The sequence below is a fragment of the Dankookia sp. P2 genome, from assembly GCF_050632255.1.
Lineage (GTDB): Bacteria > Pseudomonadota > Alphaproteobacteria > Acetobacterales > Acetobacteraceae > Paracraurococcus.
Genome location: NZ_CP192581.1, coordinates 6,283,177 through 6,300,949 on the forward strand (window position 1 = coordinate 6,283,177; position 17,773 = coordinate 6,300,949).

The 17,773-nt window shown below is 71.5% G+C and carries 14 protein-coding genes and 6 pseudogenes; 7 read left to right on the forward strand and 13 right to left on the reverse strand.

Annotation, left to right across the window (positions count from 1 at the left end):
• Position 1: 1 nt before the first annotated feature.
• Together ACQ86J_RS37430 and ACQ86J_RS37435 are read right to left on the reverse strand one after the other, a co-directional pair.
• Positions 2-979 carry a Bug family tripartite tricarboxylate transporter substrate binding protein gene (locus ACQ86J_RS37430; RefSeq protein WP_431269458.1) on the reverse strand — a complete coding sequence of 326 codons (978 nt, stop codon included), beginning with the start codon at positions 977-979 and terminating at the stop codon, positions 2-4.
• A gap of 88 nt (positions 980-1,067) precedes the next feature.
• Positions 1,068-1,556: a hypothetical protein gene (locus ACQ86J_RS37435; RefSeq protein WP_431269459.1), complete on the reverse strand. Its 489-nt coding sequence runs from the start codon at positions 1,554-1,556 to the stop codon at positions 1,068-1,070.
• A 264-nt stretch (positions 1,557-1,820) separates the two neighbouring features.
• Between ACQ86J_RS37435 and ilvD the strand changes: the two genes are divergently transcribed.
• The 3 genes from ilvD (at position 1,821) to ACQ86J_RS37450 (ending at position 4,100) form a co-directional block, all read left to right on the forward strand.
• The gene (gene ilvD / locus ACQ86J_RS37440) at positions 1,821-3,539 is read left to right on the forward strand and encodes a dihydroxy-acid dehydratase (protein WP_431269460.1); all 1,719 of its coding nucleotides are present in this window, start codon (positions 1,821-1,823) and stop codon (positions 3,537-3,539) included.
• Positions 3,540-3,632: 93 nt separating this feature from the next.
• Positions 3,633-3,761, forward strand: coding sequence for a hypothetical protein (locus ACQ86J_RS37445; protein WP_431269461.1), 129 nt, complete (start codon positions 3,633-3,635; stop codon positions 3,759-3,761).
• Positions 3,762-3,926: 165 nt separating this feature from the next.
• Positions 3,927-4,100, forward strand: a complete 174-nt coding sequence (locus ACQ86J_RS37450; RefSeq protein ID WP_431269462.1) for a hypothetical protein — start codon at positions 3,927-3,929, stop codon at positions 4,098-4,100.
• A 19-nt stretch (positions 4,101-4,119) separates the two neighbouring features.
• Here ACQ86J_RS37450 and ACQ86J_RS37455 read toward each other — a convergent pair whose 3' ends face one another.
• Genes ACQ86J_RS37455 through ACQ86J_RS37465 form a run of 3 tightly spaced genes read right to left on the reverse strand, consistent with a single transcriptional unit; the run spans position 4,120 to position 5,282 of the window.
• Positions 4,120-4,728 carry an exodeoxyribonuclease III gene (locus ACQ86J_RS37455; protein WP_431269463.1) on the reverse strand — a complete coding sequence of 203 codons (609 nt, stop codon included), beginning with the start codon at positions 4,726-4,728 and terminating at the stop codon, positions 4,120-4,122.
• A gap of 22 nt (positions 4,729-4,750) precedes the next feature.
• Complete coding sequence (locus ACQ86J_RS37460) at positions 4,751-4,891, reverse strand: endonuclease/exonuclease/phosphatase family protein (protein ID WP_431269464.1); 141 nt, start codon at positions 4,889-4,891, stop codon at positions 4,751-4,753.
• Between the two features lie 40 nt (positions 4,892-4,931).
• A complete protein-coding gene (locus ACQ86J_RS37465; RefSeq protein ID WP_431269465.1) occupies positions 4,932-5,282 on the reverse strand; it encodes a HesB/IscA family protein in 351 nt (116 codons plus the stop codon).
• Between the two features lie 129 nt (positions 5,283-5,411).
• Here ACQ86J_RS37465 and ACQ86J_RS37470 point away from each other — a divergent pair.
• A pseudogene (locus ACQ86J_RS37470) lies at positions 5,412-6,570 on the forward strand (deoxyguanosinetriphosphate triphosphohydrolase).
• A gap of 4 nt (positions 6,571-6,574) precedes the next feature.
• Here the strand turns inward: ACQ86J_RS37470 and ACQ86J_RS37475 are convergent.
• Positions 6,575-8,695, reverse strand: coding sequence for an ATP-binding protein (locus ACQ86J_RS37475; protein WP_431269466.1), 2,121 nt, complete (start codon positions 8,693-8,695; stop codon positions 6,575-6,577).
• Positions 8,696-8,880: 185 nt separating this feature from the next.
• On the opposite strand from ACQ86J_RS37475, the gene ACQ86J_RS37480 reads away from it, so the two are divergent.
• Entirely contained in the window at positions 8,881-9,510 is a 630-nt protein-coding gene (locus ACQ86J_RS37480) for a YidB family protein (RefSeq protein ID WP_431269467.1), read from the forward strand.
• 12 nt (positions 9,511-9,522) lie between these two features.
• Here ACQ86J_RS37480 and ACQ86J_RS37485 read toward each other — a convergent pair whose 3' ends face one another.
• Entirely contained in the window at positions 9,523-9,804 is a 282-nt protein-coding gene (locus ACQ86J_RS37485) for an MOSC domain-containing protein (protein ID WP_431269468.1), read from the reverse strand.
• A complete protein-coding gene (locus tag ACQ86J_RS37490) occupies positions 9,801-10,064 on the reverse strand; it encodes a hypothetical protein (protein WP_431269469.1) in 264 nt (87 codons plus the stop codon). The genes ACQ86J_RS37485 and ACQ86J_RS37490 overlap by 4 nt, the downstream gene beginning before the upstream one ends.
• Before the next feature lie 67 nt (positions 10,065-10,131).
• On the opposite strand from ACQ86J_RS37490, the pseudogene ACQ86J_RS37495 reads away from it, so the two are divergent.
• Both ACQ86J_RS37495 and ACQ86J_RS37500 read left to right on the forward strand, forming a co-directional pair.
• Positions 10,132-10,799, forward strand: a pseudogene (locus tag ACQ86J_RS37495) (MmgE/PrpD family protein); the annotation flags it as partial.
• Between the two features lie 174 nt (positions 10,800-10,973).
• Positions 10,974-11,495, forward strand: coding sequence for a hypothetical protein (locus ACQ86J_RS37500; RefSeq protein WP_431272680.1), 522 nt, complete (start codon positions 10,974-10,976; stop codon positions 11,493-11,495).
• Positions 11,496-11,587: 92 nt separating this feature from the next.
• On the opposite strand, the pseudogene ACQ86J_RS37505 reads toward ACQ86J_RS37500, so the two are convergent.
• The 5 genes and pseudogenes from ACQ86J_RS37505 to ACQ86J_RS37525 form a co-directional block, all read right to left on the reverse strand.
• Positions 11,588-12,108, reverse strand: a pseudogene (locus ACQ86J_RS37505) (efflux RND transporter permease subunit).
• Positions 12,096-14,673: pseudogene (locus ACQ86J_RS37510) on the reverse strand (efflux RND transporter permease subunit). The pseudogenes ACQ86J_RS37505 and ACQ86J_RS37510 overlap by 13 nt, the downstream one beginning before the upstream one ends.
• A 1-nt stretch (position 14,674) precedes the next feature.
• A complete protein-coding gene (locus ACQ86J_RS37515; RefSeq protein ID WP_431269470.1) occupies positions 14,675-15,601 on the reverse strand; it encodes an efflux RND transporter permease subunit in 927 nt (308 codons plus the stop codon).
• A 112-nt stretch (positions 15,602-15,713) separates the two neighbouring features.
• Positions 15,714-16,232: pseudogene (locus tag ACQ86J_RS37520) on the reverse strand (efflux RND transporter permease subunit); the annotation flags it as partial.
• Between the two features lie 43 nt (positions 16,233-16,275).
• Positions 16,276-17,772: pseudogene (locus ACQ86J_RS37525) on the reverse strand (efflux RND transporter permease subunit); the annotation flags it as partial.
• Between the last annotated feature and the right edge of the window lies 1 nt (position 17,773).

Genomic DNA, 17,773 nt, shown 5'->3' on the forward strand with positions numbered 1-17,773 from the left:
GCTACCCCGCCGATGCGCCGCTGAGCTTCACCAGCTGGCGCATCAGCGGCTCCTGCGCGCGGGCATAGGCGGCGAAGTCTTCAGGCCCCACGAGCCAGGGCGTCGCGCCGTTCTCGGTGAAGACCCGGACCACCTCCGGGCTCTGCAGGGCGCGGTGCGACAGCTCGGCGATGCGCAGCACCATGGGCTGCGGCAGGCCGGCCGGCGCGATCATGCCGTTCCAGCTGGTCAGGTCGAAGCCGGGCAGGAATCCCGCCATGGTCGGCACGTCCGGCAACACCGGGCTGCGCTCGGGGCTGGTCAACGCCAGCGCCCGCACCTTGCCGTCGCGGATGCTGCCGAAGGGCCCGGCCAAGTTGTCGAAGATCGCCTGGACCTGCCCGGCCATCAGGTCGACCAGCGCCGGCGCGCCGCCGCGGTACTGCACGAAGGGCATCTCGGTGCCGGTCCGCTGCTTGAACATCTCGCCCGAGAGGTGCGGCGTCGTCCCGGCGCCGCCCGTCGCGTAATTGTACCGGCCGGGATTGGCCCGCAGCAGCGCGATGAACTCCGGCAGCGTCCGCGCCGGGACATCGTTGTTCACGATCAGCACGTTGGGCTGCCGGTAGAGGCCGGTCAGGTGGGTGTAGTCGCGCGCGGGGTCGTAGGGCAGGTTGGGAAAGAGCGAGGGCGCGATCGCCAGGTTGGCGACGCCGCCGAGGCCCATCGTGTAGCCATCGGCCCGCGACTTGGCGATCGCGTCGCTGCCCACCGTGCCGCCGGCGCCGGTGCGGTTCTCCACCACGAATTGCTGGCCGGTGATCTGCGTCATTGCCTGGCAGAAGGCGCGCGACAGGATGTCGTTCGCGCCGCCCGGGGCATAGAGGTTGATGTAGCGGACGGTCTGGCGTGGCCAGGCCGCAGCCTCGCTTTGGGCATGGGCCAGGCCGGGCGCGGTGAGGGCGGCGGCGAGCAGCAGGCGACGCGTCGGCTGGGGCATCCTGGGTCTCCTCGGTGCGGCTCTGCGGCCGTCTCCGCGATCAGTCTGCGGTGCCCGGCGCCCGAGATGCCAGCGGAAAGGGCGCGGCTCAGCGCCGGCCGCGCGGGGCGGCCGGCAGCTCGTACTGGAAGGTGCCGCAGCTGCCGGGATCCTCGGCGCCCGTCGGCGGCGCGGTGCCGGTGAAGGCAGCCAGCGAGCGGCCCTGGCCCGGCGCGGTATTGCCGATCGGTGGCGGTTGCCAGACCGCGATGGCGCGGATCGGCCTGCCGTTTGCGCAAAGCCGGCCGCCGCGCAGCAGCACCGGGTTGCCCGGCTCCGTCACCCGGTAGAGTGTCGCGGTGACGCGCTGGCCCTCCGCCAGGAAGCCTGCGACCTCGCCCGCCGGCTCGAGAGCCAGGGAGGCGCGGTTGGCGAAGGTGATGCGGTCGGGGGCGAGGGTGATCCGCCCGGTGATGGCCATGGCGGTGGTGCTCATGGGCTCCCACACCTCCGGCTCCGGCGCCAGCAGCGGCGCCGGGACCTGCCCCGGCGACTGACCGGGCACCGGACCCGGCGCCTGGCCCTGGGCGGTTCCCACCGTGATCCATGCTGCGCAAAGCCCCGCGATCATCCTGGCCGCCATGCCGCTTCCCTCGCATCCCGTCCGGCCGATCCTAGGGCCGGGACGACGGCCCGCTGTTGCCGGACGGCGTCACGAGGGCGTGGGGCCGCCGCCGCGCCGCGTCAGGTCGTCCCTTGGCAACACGGCCTCATAAAACTTAAGGTTTCCAAAGGCCCTTCGGCCTTTGGCGGGCGGTGCAACGGGGCAGCGCCCCGTGCCGGCCCGGCGTGGAGGAAATCGATGACAAAATGGGACAAGTCGAAGCTGCCCAGCCGCCACACCACGGTGGGGCCGGACCGCGCGCCGCATCGCAGCTACTACTACGCCATGGGGCTGACCGAGGCGGAGATCGACCAGCCCTTCGTCGGCGTCGCCACCTGCTGGAACGAGGCCGCGCCCTGCAACATCGACCTCTCGCGCCAGGCGCAGAGCGTGAAGAAGGGCGTCAAGGACGCCGAGGGCACGCCGCGCGAGTTCACCACCATCACGGTGACCGACGGCATCGCCATGGGCCATCAGGGGATGAAGTCGTCGCTCGCCTCGCGCGACGCCATCGCCGATACGGTGGAGCTTACGGTGCGCGGGCATTGCTACGACGCGCTGGTTGGGCTCGCCGGCTGCGACAAGTCGCTGCCAGGCATGATGATGGCGATGCTGCGGCTGAATATCCCGAGCGTCTTCATGTATGGCGGCTCGATCCTGCCCGGGAAGTACAAGGGCAAGGACGTCACGGTCGTCGACGTCTTCGAGGCGGTCGGCCAACACGCCGCCGGCAACATGTCGGACGAGGAGCTGCACGAGCTGGAATGCGTCGCCTGCCCGAGTGCCGGCGCCTGCGGCGGCCAGTTCACCGCCAACACCATGGCGACGGTGAGCGAGGCGATCGGCCTGGCGCTGCCAGGCTCCGCCGGCACGCCGGCACCCTATGAGGAACGCGACCGCTGGGCCTTCGAGTCGGGCAAGGCGGTGATGAATCTGGTGAAGCTGAACCTCCGCCCGCGCGACATCGTCACCCGCAAGTCGCTGGAGAACGCGGCGGTCGTGGTCGGCGCCACGGGCGGGAGCACCAATGCCGGGCTGCACCTGCCGGCGATGGCGCATGAGGCGGGCATCGACTTCACCATGGACGACGTGGTGAACATCATGCGCCGCACGCCCTATATCGCCGACCTGAAGCCGGGCGGGAAATACGTCGCCTACGACGTCTACAAGGTCGGCGGCATCCCGGTGATCATCAAGGCGCTGCTCGATGCCGGGCTGCTGCATGGCGACTGCATGACGGTCACCGGCAAGACGCTGGCGGAGAACCACAAGGACGTTGTCTTCCCGCTCGACCAGGACGTGATCTTCCCGGTCAGCAAGGCAATCTCCACCACCGGCGGCGTGGTCGGGCTGAAGGGCAACCTGGCGCCGGACGGCGCCATCGTGAAGATCGCCGGGATGAAGACCCTGCGCTTCGAGGGCAGCGCGCTCTGCTTCGACAGTGAGGAGGAAGCCTTCGCCGCGGTCGACGCGCGCGCCTACAAGCCGGGCGACATCATCGTCATCCGCTACGAGGGCCCGAAGGGCGGGCCGGGGATGCGGGAGATGCTCTCGACCACCGCGGCGATCTACGGCCAGGGCATGGGCGAGCAGGTGGCACTGATCACCGATGGCCGCTTCTCCGGCGCCACGCGCGGCTTCTGCATCGGCCATGTCGGGCCGGAGGCGGCAGTCGGCGGGCCGATCGCCCTGCTGAAGAACGGCGACCGCATCATCATCGACGCCGCGAAGGGCAGCATCGACATGATGGTGCCGGAGGCCGAGATGGCCGCCCGCCGCGCCGCCTGGCAGCCGCGCCGCACCGACTACAATGCCGGCGCGCTTTGGAAATACGCGCAGCTCGTCGGGCCGGCGCATCTCGGCGCCGTGACCCATCCGGGGGGCGCGGCGGAGACGCATATGTATGCGGACCAATAGGCCGGGGTGACGCGCTTGTAAGGGGGCTGCCTCGGTTCCGCCTGCGTTTCGCCGCAAGCGCGGTGTTTCATCACCGATCGAAGGAGCCCCCCGATGCGTTCGCTGCGTGTCCTGCTGCTGCTGCCCGCGCTCGCCGCCCTCGGCGGCTGCGTGGCTTATCCGGCCGCGCCGGCCTACTACCCGCCGGCGGCCAGCGTCTATGTGGCGCCGCGGCCCTATTAGCGCGCCGCGGCCCTATGGCTACGGCTATGGCTATCGCCCCTATGGCTATGGGTATGGCTACCGGCGCTGGTAGCGCCTCACGCTGACGTTGCTGTTCCGGCATGCGACCGGAAGGCGGGAAGTCCGTTGTTGGACGGCATCGGTCCAGCAGAGGAGGTACCCGCCATGCGTATCCTGTCCGCCATCGCCATGCTCGCCGCCGGCTTCGCCGTGACGGCATGCACCTATGTCGAGCGGGAGCGTCCGGCGCCCGCGCCCGTGGTCCTGCAGCAGCCTGCCCAGCAGCCGACGGTGCTCCAGGCGCCGCCGCCGACGGTCACCGTGCGCCCGAGCTACTGAGCGACAGCCACGCCCCGGCTCAGCGCAGGTCGCACCAGACCGGGGCGTGGTCACTCGGCTGCTCCTCGGCCCGGGCGGCGACATCGACGCCGCATTCCGTCAGCCGCTCGGCCAGTTCCGGGCTGAGCAAGATGTGGTCGATCCGCAGGCCGCGGTTGGATTCAAAGGCTGGGCCGTAGTCCCAGTAGGTGAAGGGCGCATCCGCCGGATGCAGGGCCGACAGCGCATCGGTCATGCCGACATGCAGCAGGGCGCGGTAGCGTGCGCGCGTCTCCGGCCGGACCAGCGCATCGGTCGGGGGCAGGGCACCCGGCGAGAGATCGGCATCGGTCGGGCAGACGTTGAAGTCGCCCAGCACCGCGACCGGCGCGAAGCCATCCAGCCGCGCCTGCACCCAGTCGCCCAACCGTTCCATCCAGCGCAGCTTGTAGGCATAGCCGTCCTCGCCGCCGGAATTGCCGTTCGGCAGATAGATGCCGGCGATCTCCATCCCTGCGGCACGCACCGCGACGAACCGGGCGTGCTGGTCGGCCTCCTCGCTCGGCAACGTTTCGGCCGTCACCTCGAAGGGGATGCGACCCAGCACCGCGACGCCGTTGCGGCCGCCCGGCTGACCCACGGCGCGCATCTCATAGCCGGTGCCGGCGAGCTCAAGGGCCGGGAATTCCTCGGTCCGGCATTTGAAGCTCCTGCAGGAAGACCAAGTCGGGGCTGTGCCGTGCCAGGAAGCGCTGCAGGTGCGGTACGCGCCGGCGGATCGAGTTGACGTTGAATGTGGCGAGGCGGGTCATCCCCGCAGCATCGCCCGTCCGGCGCGGTTTGGTAAGGGCGTCAGGCGACCGCGAAGCTGACGCCGCAGCCACAGCCGCTCACGGCCTGCGGGTTGCGCACGACGAAATGCGCGCCGATCAGCGCCTCGTTCCAATCGAGCTCCGCCCCGGCCAGCAGGTCGAGCGAAACCGGGTCGACGAAGACCCGGGTCCCGCCGGCCTCGACCACGAGGTCGTCGGCCTCCGGCGCATCGGCCAGGTCGAAGCCGTACTGGAAGCCGGAACAGCCGCCGGCACTGACCGAGACGCGCAGCCCGGCCCCCGGCTTGCCCTGGCGGCGGGCGATATCCGCCACCTGGGCGGCGGCACCGGAGGTGACGCGGAAGCGGGGCAGGTCGGAACCGTCGGGCATCGCTCTCTCCTGGCGGCCGCACCCAGGGGCGGGCCGCCGCAAATCTTGGCCCGGAAGATAGGGCGGCTGGGCCCGGATCTCAACCACCCCGCGGTTGCGGCCCGGGATGGGGGCTGTTAGGCAATCCGCATGACCAGCGAGGCGCGTGCGCCCTGGGCCGTCCGGCCCTCATCCTCCCGCGGCCGGCTGCATGCCGAGCCGGGCGGCGATGCGCGCTCCCCCTTCCAGCGCGACCGCGACCGGATCATCCATACCGGCGCCTTCCGCCGGCTGCAGTACAAGACCCAGGTCTTCGTCTTCCATGAGGGCGACTACTTCCGCACCCGGCTCACCCATAGCATCGAGGTGGCGCAGATCGCCCGGGCCATCACACGTCGGTTGCGGTTGGACGAGGATCTGGCGGAGGCGCTGGCGCTGGCGCACGACCTCGGCCACCCGCCCTTCGGACATGCGGGGGAGGAGGCGCTGGACAGCCAGATGCGCCCCTATGGCGGATCTCGACCACAATGCCCAGTCGCTCAAGGTCGTGACGCTGCTCGAGACCCGCTACGCCGCCTTCGACGGGCTGAACCTGACCTGGGAGACGCTGGAGGGCCTGGCCAAGCACAATGGCCCGGTGCGCCGCCCGGCCGGCTACCTGGCGGAGTACAGCGCCGGGCATTCGCTCGACCTCGGCACCCATGCATCGGCCGAGGCGCAGGTCGCGGCGCTGGCCGACGACATCGCCTACAACAACCACGATCTCGACGACGGCATCCGCGCCCGGCTCTTCACGCTGGAGGAGGCGGCAGCCCTGCCGCTGATCGGCGATGCCTACCAGGAGGTCCGCGCGGCCTACCCGAACATCGCCCGCGACCGGATGATCACCGAGACGGTGCGCCGGGTGATCAACGCCATGGTGCAGGACGTGGTGAGCGAGTCGGCGCGGCGGATCGCCGCGATCGACCCGCAGAGCGCCGACGACATCCGCGCGGCCGCCGAGCCGGTGGTCGCCTTTTCGGCGCCGATGCAGGAAGCCAACCTGCTGATCCGCGACTTCCTGTTCCACCGGATGTACCGCCACTGGCGGGTGAACCGGGCGATGCAGAAGTCGAAGCGGGCCAGCCAGATGGTCTTCCAGCTGCTGCATGGCGGGCCGCAGATGTTGCCGCAGGAATGGCGCGACCGGGCCGGGGAGCCCGGCTCGGCCCAGGCGGCGCGGGTGGTCTGCGACTACATCGCCGGGATGACCGACCGCTATGCGCTCGAGGAGCACCGGCGCCTGACGGACCCGAATATCCCGGGGTGACGGGTCAGGAGGCGACGGCGGCTTCCAGCCCGGCCGCGCTGCGGACGGCGGCGTCCAGCTCCTCCATCCGGAAGGGCTTGCGGAGTAGGGTCCGCACCCCCGGCGGCTTGCCGCCCGGCAGGCCGGCCGCATAGCCGGTGATCATGATCACCGGCAGCGCCGGCCAGTCCCGCCGCACCATCAGCGCCAGCTCGGCCCCGTTCATCTGCGGCATGGCATAGTCGGTCACCACCACCCGCAGGTCGCGCCGCTGGCCGAGCACGATCAGTGCCTCCTCGCCGTCGCGCGCCTCGGCGACCTCATGGCCCATCTCGCGCAGCGCCGCCGCGGTGGCGAGCCGGGCCAGGGCGTCGTCATCCACCAGCAGCAGGCTGCAGCCCATGCCGCCGGCCGGCTTCCGTGCCGGCTGGGCCGGCCCCGCCTCGGGCACCGCCGGGGCCGCGGCGCGCGGCAGCCAGAGGCTGACGGTGGTGCCGATCCCCGGACGGCTCTCGATCCGCATGTCGCCGCCCGAGCCGGTGACGAAGCCATGCACCATGGACAGGCCGAGCCCGGTCCCCTTGCCCACCGCCTTGGTGGTGAAGAAGGGCTCCAGCACCCGCTCCAGCACCTCGGGCGGCATGCCGATGCCCGTATCGCCGACCGAGAGCACCACATACTCGCCGGCGGGGGCGGCGCCCTGCGGCACGACCAGCTGCGCGTTGCGCGCCCCAATCGTCAGCGTGCCGCCCTGCGGCATGGCGTCGCGCGCATTGATCGCCAGGTTCAGCACCGCCAGCTCCGCCTGGGTCGGGTCGACCATGGCGGCGGCGATGTCCGGCTCGATTGCGGTCTCGATCGCCACCGGCGCGCCGACCGCCTTCTGCAGCAGCTCCCCCACCCCGGCGATCAGCGCGCGCGGATCGACGGGCTGGGGCTGCAAAGCCTCCCGCCGCGAGAAGACCATCAGCTGGCGTACGAGCTTGGCGCCGCGGTCCACCGCCTGGAGGCTGGCATCCAGCACCTTGCGCGAGCTCTCCGGCAGCCGCGGTGCCAGCAGGAACAGCCCGCTGCGGATCGCCTGCAGCAGGTTGTTGAAGTCGTGCGCGACGCCGGCAGTCAGCTGGCCGACCGCCTCCAGCGTCTGCGCCCGGCGCAGCGCCGCCTCGGCCTGCTCGCGCCGCGCGCTCTCGGCTTCCAGCCGCTCCGCCATCTCCCGCCAGCGGCCGGAATCCTGCCGCTGCTCGCGGTATTGCCGCACCGTCATCAACGCCATGCCGAGCAGCGCCGCAGCGGCCAGCACGGTATAGAGGCCGAGCAGCGTCACCTGCTCGCGCCAGCCTTCGAGCACCACGGCCTCCTCGACCGAGAAGACCAGGTGCAGCGGGTAGTCGCGCACCTGGCTGAAGGCGCTGACCCTTTCTACGCCGTCGATCGCGGAGACGCCGGAGAAATGGCCGGTCCGCTGCACCAGGGCGCTGCGCAGCAACAGGCCGTCGGTCGCCACCCATTCCGGCAGCGTCGTCCCAGGCCAGCGGGTGACGACGCGCCCGTCGCTGCGAACCAGGGTGACCACATAGCGGGTATTCGGCGCGTAGCGGGCCCAGAACGCGCTGAACTGGCTGACCGGCAGGCCGATGCGGAGGATGCCGTCGAAGCTGCCATCGGCGGCGACCCGCCGGCGGCTGAGGGTGATCTGCCGCGGCGTCAGGGCGGTTTCCGCCAGCACCGCGACCTGGGTCCAGCTCTGCCGGCCGCGCAGCGCCTCGAAATCCTCTTGTCCCGCCAGGCTGTCGCCGCGCGCGGCCGGAAAGCGGGTGGTGGTCATCCGCACCCGGCCGGTGGCATCGGCCAGGGTGATGTCGGTCGGCTGGCCAAGATCGGCGGCGACCCGCAGCAGATAGGTCCAGAGCCGGCTGTCGCGGCCGAGATCGTCCCAGCTGCGTCCCTCGGTCTGCCGCATCACCTCCGACAGGACCAGCTCATTCGTCTCCAGCACGCGCGCGGCATGCTCGTGCAGCACGGCGATGGTCCGGTCGGCGGTCTGCCCGGCATCCTGCAGCGCCTGGCGGTGCTCCCGGAAGGCGGTCCAGCCGAACAGCGCCAGGGGAAGCAGGACCGAGAGGCAGAGCAGCAGGACCTGCACCGGCGCGTGGCGGCGCTGCCCCCGGATGGTGCGGCGGGGGTGCCGGGGAACGGGGTCCTGGTGGGGGCAATCCGGTGCCCGGTCACGATACATAGTATACAAACTAGCATTCACGCGCCCGTGTGCCGATTGAATCACGGCTCGATGCGTTCCCGCCTCGGATGCACGACGGGGAGCAAGCCAGGATGAGCGACTTATTCTCCGGCCGGCAGGGTGGTGGAGCTGTGGGCGGCCTGGGCGGCGGCCTGCCGAACGGCGTGAAGCTGGCCGCGGTGGCGCTGCTGATCCACCAGCTGATGAAGCACCGGCAAGGCGGGGCCGCCCCACAGGCGGAGGGCAGCGGCGGCCTGGGTGGCCTGCTGGGCGGATTGTTCGGCGGCGGGGCCGCCGGCACCCCGGCCAGCCAGCCTGGCGGGTTGGGCGGGATCCTGGGCGGCCTGCTCGGCGCCGGTGCTGGGGGTGGCGCAGGTGGCGGCCTGCTCGGCGGCCTCGGCGGCTTGCTGTCCGGGCTGCGTGGCCAGGGCCTCGGCCAGCAGGTCGACAGCTGGGTGCAGCCGGGCGCGAACCAGCCGGTCTCCCCGCAGGAGCTGGAGCGCGGCTTTGACCCGCGGGAGCTCGACGAGGCGGCGCAGCGGGCTGGTACCGACCGCGGCACCCTGCTGCAGGAACTCAGCGCGATGCTGCCCCAGGCGGTGGACCGGATGACGCCGCAGGGCCGCATGCCGCAGCAGGAGGGCGATCTGGGCGGCGGCGGCCTCGGCGGGCTGATCGGCAGCCTGCTCGGCCAGGGGCCGGAGCCGCCGCGCCACCGCTGACGCGCGCCGGGCCTATACCGGCAAGAGCGGCCGGTGCGGGCCGGGCGGCAGGGTCACGCCGATCCGGTCGCCCGGCCGCACCACCCCGCCGGCCAGCACCACCGCCATGATGCCGGCCTTGCGGACCAGCCCGCCGTCCGGCGCGCGGTCCAGCATCGCCGCGGTCAGGCCCGGTTGGAAGCGATCCAGCTGGGCACAGGGATTGCGCAGGCCGGTCACCTCGATCTCGGCCGTCTCGCCGAGCCGCAGCCGCGCGCCGGTCGGCAGTCCGAGCAGGTCGAGGCCGCGGGTCAACAGGTTCTCCCCACATCGCCGGGCCGCAGCGCGAAGCCGCGGCCGGCCAGCGCCTCCAGCAGCTCGGCATGCAGGAGGTGGACCTGGCGCAGGTTGGGCTGGGTCGGGTCCCGCGCGACGCGGGAGCGGTGCTTCACCCGCTCGCCCGCATGCGCATCGCCCGCCACGCCGAGCCCGGCCAGCAGGGTGATCTCCGCCGCGACCGGCTTGCTGAAGCCATGCACGGCGCTCTGCGCCACCGCCACCACCACCGGATCCATCCCGCATCCCCCAAGCATGACGCGGGCGGGATAGCAGCTTCCTCACCACCCCGGCATCATGCCCGGCATGAGCCAGCCCGACGCCGCCCATCGCCTCGCCGCCCATGCCGCCGGGCTGCGCTTCGCCGACATCCCGCCGGAAGCCGTGGCGAAGGCCAAGACCTTCATCCTGGACACGCTGGGTGTCGGCATCGCCGGCGGCAGCGTGCCCGAGGCTGCGCCGCTGCTGGCCACCGCACGCGGCTGGGGGCAGGGCACCGGCGCCGCCGTCTGGGGCCGCACCGAACGCCTGCCGCCCGGCGCCGCGGCGCTGGTCAATGCCTTCCAGGTCCACTGCCAGGAATACGACAACCTGCATGAGGGCGCGGTGCTGCACAGCATGGCGACCCTGCTGCCGGTACTTCTGGCCGAGGCCGAGAGCCGCGGCGGCGTCCCGGGCGAGGAGCTGATCACCGCGGTCGTGGCCGGGGTGGACGTGGCCTGCAGCCTCGGCCTCGCGGCGCGGCAGGGCTGGCGTTTCTTCCGCCCGGCGACCTCCGGCGGCTTCGGCGCGGCGGCCGGGCTGGCGCGGCTGCGCGGCTTGATGCCGCGCGTACGCTCGCCGCCTTCGGGATGCAGCTCGGCCAGGCCAGCGGCACCATGCAGGCGCATGCCGAGGGCAGCCCGCTGCTGCCGCTGCAGATCGGCTTCAACGCCCGCGCCGCGATCCAAGCCTGCGACCTGGCGGCAGCCGGCTTCCCCGGGCTTGAGGCACCCTTCGAGGGCCGTTTCGGCTACCTGCCGCTGTTCGAGGGCGCCTGGGATTGCGCGCCGGTGCTGGCCGAGCTGGGCCAGGTCTGGCGGGTGACGGAGCTGAGCCACAAGCCCTTCCCGAGCGGCCGGGCGACGCATGGCGGCATCGACGCGGTGATGGCGCTGCGCACGGCGCATGGCTTCGGGCCGGAGGATGTCGAGGCCATCACCGTCGCCGCGCCGCCGCTGATCAACCAACTCGTCAACCGCCCGGCGCTGCCGGCCCCGACCGCGGCCTATGCCAGGCTCTGCCTGCCCTTCGTCTTGGCCAAGCTGCTGCAGCACGGCCGGATCGAGCTGGCGCAGTTCCGCGGCGCGGCGCTGGCGGACCCGGCGACCTACGACTTGGCACGGCGGGTGACGGTGACGCGGGTCGAGGATGCGAACCCCAATGCGCTGCTGCCGCAGCAGGTGCAGGTCCGGCTGCGCGACGGGCGGGTGCTGTCGCACCGGGTGGACGCGATGCTGGCCAGCCCGGCGCGGCCGCTGTCGCGGGAGGCGCATCTGGCCAAGTTCCGCGACTGCTGGGCCCATGCCGCCGACCCGCTGGACCCTGCCGGTGCCGAGGCGATGATCGGGATGGTGGACCGGCTGGAGGCGTTGCCGGACGTGCGGGTGCTGCTGGGCACCATGAAATAGGCAAGGCGGGGCAGAAGGTATTCTCCCCGGGCCGTTCACTTACTCTTCCAGGTCTAGCACCCGCCGAGCGGCACCGGTTTTGTCAGCCGAGGCTATTCCGCTGCGGCCAGCACCGGCGCGCGCTGCTTCCGCCCGAGCCCGTCCAGCGCCAGGTAGACCACGGGCGTGGTGTAGAGCGTCAATAGCTGCGACAGCAGCAGGCCGCCGATGATGGCGATGCCCAGCGGCTGGCGCAGCTCTGACCCCGCACCGCTGGCGAGCGCCAGCGGGATGGCGCCGAAGACCGCGGCCAGCGTGGTCATCAGGATCGGCCGGAAGCGCTCGCGGCAGGCCTCGAGGATCGCCACCTCGCCGCCGACCCCTGCTCGCGCTCGTGCTCCAGCGCGAAGTCCACCATCATGATGGCGTTCTTCTTGACGATGCCCATCAGCAGGATGATGCCGATCAGCGCGATGACGGTGAAGGGCGTGCCGGTGACCAGCAACGCCAGCAGCGCGCCGATGCCGGCGGTCGGCAGCGTCGAGAGGATGGTGATCGGGTGCAGCAGGTGCTCGTAGAGCACGCCGAGCACGATGTAGATGGTCAGCAGCGCCGCCAGGATCAGCAGCGGCATGTCGCGCGCGAAGGACTGGAAGGCGCGGGCATTGCCGGCGAATCCGTCCGCATGCCGTCCGGCAGGCCGATCTCGTCGGCCGCCTGCTGCACCAGCGCGGTCGCGTTGCCGAGCGCCACGCCCGGCGCCAGGTTGAATGTGATGGTCGAGGCGGGGTACTGGCCCTGGTGGGTGACGGCCAGCGGCGCCGTGCTGCGTTCCAGCGTGACGAGGGAGGCCAGCGGCACCTGCACGCCGCCGCTGCCGGGCAGCCAGATCTCGTCCACCTGTTCCGGGTATTGCTGCAGGCCCGGCTCGACCTCGAGGATCACCCGGTACTGGTTGCGGGCGCGGTAGATGACGGAGACCTGGCGCTGGGCGAAGCTGCTGTTCAGCGCATTGGTCACGGCCTGCACGCTGACGCCGAGCCGCGCCGCCTTCTCCCGGTCGATGGTCAGCCGCGCCACCAGCCCGGCGCGCTGCTGGTCCGATGACACGTCCTGGATGCCGGGCACCGTGCGCAGCCGGTTCACCAGCTTCTCCGACCAGACCTCGAGCCCCTCCAGGTCCGGCGAGAGCAGGACGAACTGCACCGCGGCATTGCCGGCGCGGCCGCCGATGCCGATGTCCTGTATCGCGCGGAAGAAGGTCTGGATGCCCGGGATGGCGCCGAGCGGCCGGCGCAGCCGGTTGATGACGTCGTTCGCCGTAACGCCCGGCCGCTCGTTCAGCGGCTTCAGGCTAAGGAAGATGCGCCCCTGGCTGACCGAGGCATTGCCGTTGCCGCCGCCGACCGAGGAGGCGATGCTGGCCACCGCCGGGTCTTTCTGCAGCACCGCAACGACCTTGTCCTGCAACCGCAGCATCGCCTGGTAGGAGGTGTCCGGCGGCGCCCGCGTGGTGCCGATCACCAGGCCGGTATCCTGGTCCGGGAAGAAGCCCTTGGGCACGACCATGTAGAGCCAGATGGTCAGGCCGATCAGCCCGACGGTGACGACCAGCATGACCCGGCGCCAGCGTAGCACGTGACGCAGGCTCCAGAGATAGAACCGGGTCAGCGCGTCCATTCCGGCATCGAACGTCCGGCCGAGCCGCCCCGGCGGTCGCGGTGCGTTGCGCGCCAGGTGCCCGGCCATCATCGGCGTCAGGGTCAGCGACACCACACCCGAGATCGCCACGGCGATCGCCAGCACCACCGAGAACTCCCGGAACAGCCGGCCGACGATGCCGCCCATGAAGAGCAGCGGGATGAAGACGGCGATGAGCGAGACGGTGATCGAGACCACCGTGAAGCCGATCTGCCGGGCGCCGACCAGCGCCGCCTGCAGCGGCTGCATGCCACGCTCGGTCAGCCGCGCCATGTTCTCGATCATGACGATGGCGTCATCGACCACGAAGCCGACCGAGATGGTCAGCGCCATCAGCGAGAGGTTGTCGAGCGAATAGCCCAGCACCCACATCACGCCGAGGGTGCCGAGAAGCGAGAGCGGCACGGCCGCGCCGGCGGCGGCCACGGCCGAGCTCCGCCGCAGGAACAGCGCCACCACCAGGATCACCAGGGCGATCGAGATCAGCAGGGTCTGCTGCACGTCGTGGACGCTGGCGCGGATCGTCTCCGACCGGTCGCGGATGGTGCTGACGGTGATGCCGCCGGGCAGCCAGCGCTCGAGCTGCGGCAGCAGCTTCTGCACCCCGTCCACCACCTGGATGACGTTGGCGTCCGATTGCTTGAAGATGATCATCACGACGGCCGGCTTGCCGTCCACTGTGCCGCCCTGCCTCCGGTCCCGCACGTCGAGGGCGACGCGGCCGACCGAGGCCAGCCGGACGATGGCGCCGTTCTGCTGCTTGACGATGATACCGGCATAGTCGTCCGGCGTGCCCAGCCGGTCGTTGACCGCGATGGCGGCCGATTGCTCCCGGCCGTCGACCAGCCCGGTCGCCTGGGTCACGTTATTCTGGCTGATCGCCTGGCGGATCGCCTCCAGCCCGACGCCGGCTGCCTTCGCCGCCGCCGGGTCGATGGTGACGCGGATCGCCGGCTGTTCGGCCCCGGCGATGATCACCTGGGAGACGCCGGGCACCTGGGCGATGCGGGGAGACCACGCTGTCGGCAGCGTCGTAGACCGCGCCGGGCGTCGCCGTGGCGGAGGCCATGGACATGATCAGCACCGGCGCGTCGCCGGGATTGGCCTTGCGGAAATAGGGCGGGTTGGGCAGGCCGGCCGGCAGGTCCGACCCGGCGGCGTTGATCGCCGCCTGGACGTCGCGCGCCGCGCCCTCGACGCTGCGCGAAAGGTCGAACTGCACGACGATCGAGGTGGTGCCGAGCGACGAGGTCGAGGTCATCTCCGACACGCCGGCGATGGCGCCGAGCCGGCGTTCGAGCGGCGCCGCGACGGAGGAGGCCATGGTCGCCGGATCGGCCCCCGGCTGGGTGGCGCCGACCACGATGGTCGGCAGGTCCACGCTCGGCAGCGGCGCCACCGGCAGGGCGAAATAGGCGACCATGCCGGCGAGCGCGATGCCGATCGCCAGCAGCGCGGTGCCGATGGGGCGGCGGATGAAGGGCTCGCTGATCGACATACTATTCGGCCGCGACCGGCGTGCGCGCGAAGGCGCGCGATGCCCGCCGCTGCAGCCCGTCCATCGCCAGGTAGGTGACCGGCGTTGTGTAGAGCGTGATCACCTGGCTCAGCAGCAGCCCGCCGATGACCGAGACGCCGAGCGGGTGCCGCAGCTCCGCCCCCGCGCCGTTCTCCAGCAGCAGGGGCACGGCGCCGAAGACGGCTGCCAGCGTGGTCATCAGGATCGGCCGGAAGCGCTCGCGGCAGGCTTCCAGGATGGCGGCCTCGGCGCCGAGGCCCTGGCTGCGCTCGTGCTCCAGCGCGAAATCCACCATCATGATGCCGTTCTTCTTGACGATGCCCATCAGCAGGATGACGCCGACCAGGGCGATGACCGAGAAGTCGAGGCCGAAGATCCGCAGCGCCAGCAGCGCGCCGATCCCGGCGGTCGGCAGGGTGGACAGGATGGTCACCGGGTGCAGCAGGTGCTCGTAGAGCACGCCGAGCACGATATAGATGGTCAGCAGCGCCGCCAGAATCAGCGAGCGGCTGGCCGCGGGTGAAGGACTGGAAGCGCGTGCGCTGCCGGCGAATTCGGTGCGCATGCTGTCGGGCAGGCCGATCTCGGCCGCCGCCCGTTCCACCGCCGCCGTCGCCTCGCCGATCGACATCCCCGGGCCCAGGGTGAAGCCGATCGTCGCCGCCGGCAGCTGGCCGCGATGGGTGATGAAGATCTGTGCCGTCTCCTGGAGACGTGGTGACGAGGGCGGCGAGCGGCACCTGCGTGCGCCTGCGCCGGGCAGCCATATGTCGTCCACCTGCTCCGGGTACTGCTGCAGCGCCGGCTCGATCTCGAGCACCACGCGGTACTGGTTCCGGTCGCGGTAGATCACCGAAACCTGGCGCTGGGAGAAGCCGCTGTTCAGCGCCTGGGCGATCGCCTGCATGGAGACGCCGAGACGCGATGCCGCCTCCCGGTCGATCGCCAGCCGGGTGACCAGGCCGGGATCTCTGCTGGTCGGAGGAGACGTCCTGGATGCCGGGTAGGGTGCGCAGCTTCCGCACCAGGGTCTCCGCCCAGCCCTGCAGCGCCGGAACGTCGGTGGACAGCAGCACGAACTGGAAGGAGGACGCGTCCGGCCTGCCGCCGACCCAGATCTCCGGCACCGCCCAGATGCTCGCCTCGATGCCGGGGATGGCGCCGAGCGGCGCGCGCAGCCGACGCACCACCTCGGCCGCCGAGACGCCGACGCGCTCCGCGCGCGGCTTCAGGCTGACCATCAGCCGTCCTGAGCTGACCGAGCCGTTGCCGTTGCCCACCCCGACGACCGAGACGACATGCGCGACCGCCGGATCGGCCCGCAGCACGGCGGCGATGCTGTCCTGGCGCTGCAGCATGGCCCCGTAGGAGATATCCGGCGGCGCCTTGGTGTTGCCCATGACCAGGCCGGTGTCCTGGTCCGGGAAGAAGCCCCTCGGCGCGATGACATAGAGCCAGACGGTAAGGCCGATCAGCCCCAACGTCCCCAGCAGCATCGACCGGCGCCAGCGCAGCACCGCGCCGCAGGCTGCGGACATAGGCCCCGGTCAGCGCCGCCATGCCCCGCTCGATCCCGCGGCCGAGCCGGCCCGGCGGCGGCGGCGCGCGACGCGGCATATGCGCCGCCAGCATCGGCGTGACGGTGAGCGAGACGAGGCCCGAGAGTGCGACGGCGATCGCCAGCGTCACCGAGAATTCGCGGAACATCCGCCCCAGCACGCCATCCATGAAGAGCAGCGGGATGAAGACGGCGACCAGCGAGACGGTGATGGACACGACGGTGAAGCCGATCTGCCGCGCCCCGGCCAACGCCGCCTGCAGCGGGCGCATGCCGCGGTCGCGCAGCACGGCGATGGCCTCGATCATGACGATAGCGTCGTCGACGACGAAGCCGACCGAGATGGTCAGCGCCATCAGGGTAAGGTTGTTCAGCGAGAAGCCAGACAGCCACATCACCGCCAGGGTGCCGAGCAACGAGAGCGGCACCGCCCCGCCGGTCGCCGCCACTGCCGACAGACGGCGGACGAAGATGGCGACCACCAGGATCACCAGCGCGATCGACACCAGCAGGGTCATCTGCACGTCGTGCACGCTGGCGCGGATGGTCTCCGACCGGTCGCGGATGGTGCTCACCACGACGCCGCCGGGCAGCCAGCGGGTCAGCTGCGGCAGGGCCTCGCGGATGCCGTCCGCGACGTCGATGACGTTGGCATCGGCCTGCTTGAAGACGGTGAGCGTCACCGCCTGGTGTCCATCCACCGTGCCGCCCTGGCGGCGGTCGCGTGCATCGACGTCGACCCGGCCGATGGAGGCGATGCGGACGATGGCGTCGCCTTGCCGCTTCACCACGATGCGGCCATACGCCTCGGGCACGGCAAGGCGGTCGTTCACGCTGACCGGGGCGAACTGCGTCGTGCCGTCGGCGAGGCCGGTGGCCTGGGTGACGTTGTTCTCGGCGATCGCCTGGCGCACCGCTTCCAGCCCGACTCCGGCCGCGCGGGCCGCCGCTGGGTCGATGGTGACGCGAATCGCCGGCTGCTCGGCGCCCTGGATCTGTACCTTGGCAACGCCTGGGATGCTGGCGATGCGCGGCGCCACGATGCTGTCCGCCGCATCGTAGACGGCGCCGGCGGTCAGGGTCTCGGCGCTCATCGCCAGGACCATCACCGGCGCCCCGCCCGGGTTGAATTTGTTCACCCACGGCGGATTGGGCAGCGGCGGCAGGTCGGTGCCGGCCGCGTTCAGCGCCGCCTGCACATCGCGGGCGGCGCCCGTCATGGCGCGCGACAGGTCGAATTGCAGCACGATGTAGAAGGCGCCGAGCGCGGAATAGGAGGTCATCTCGGCCAGGCCCGCGATGGCGCCGAGCCGGCGTTCCAACGGCGCCACGACCGAGGCGGCGATGGTTTCGGGGTCGGCACCCGGCAGCCCGCCGCCGATCGCGATGGTCGGCATCTCGGCGCGAGGCAGCGGCGCAACCGGCAGCCAAGCATAGGCCAGCAGGCCGGCCAGCGCGAGCCCGATCGCCAGCAGACCGGTGCCGACCGGCCGCAGGATGAAAGGCGCGCTGATCGACATG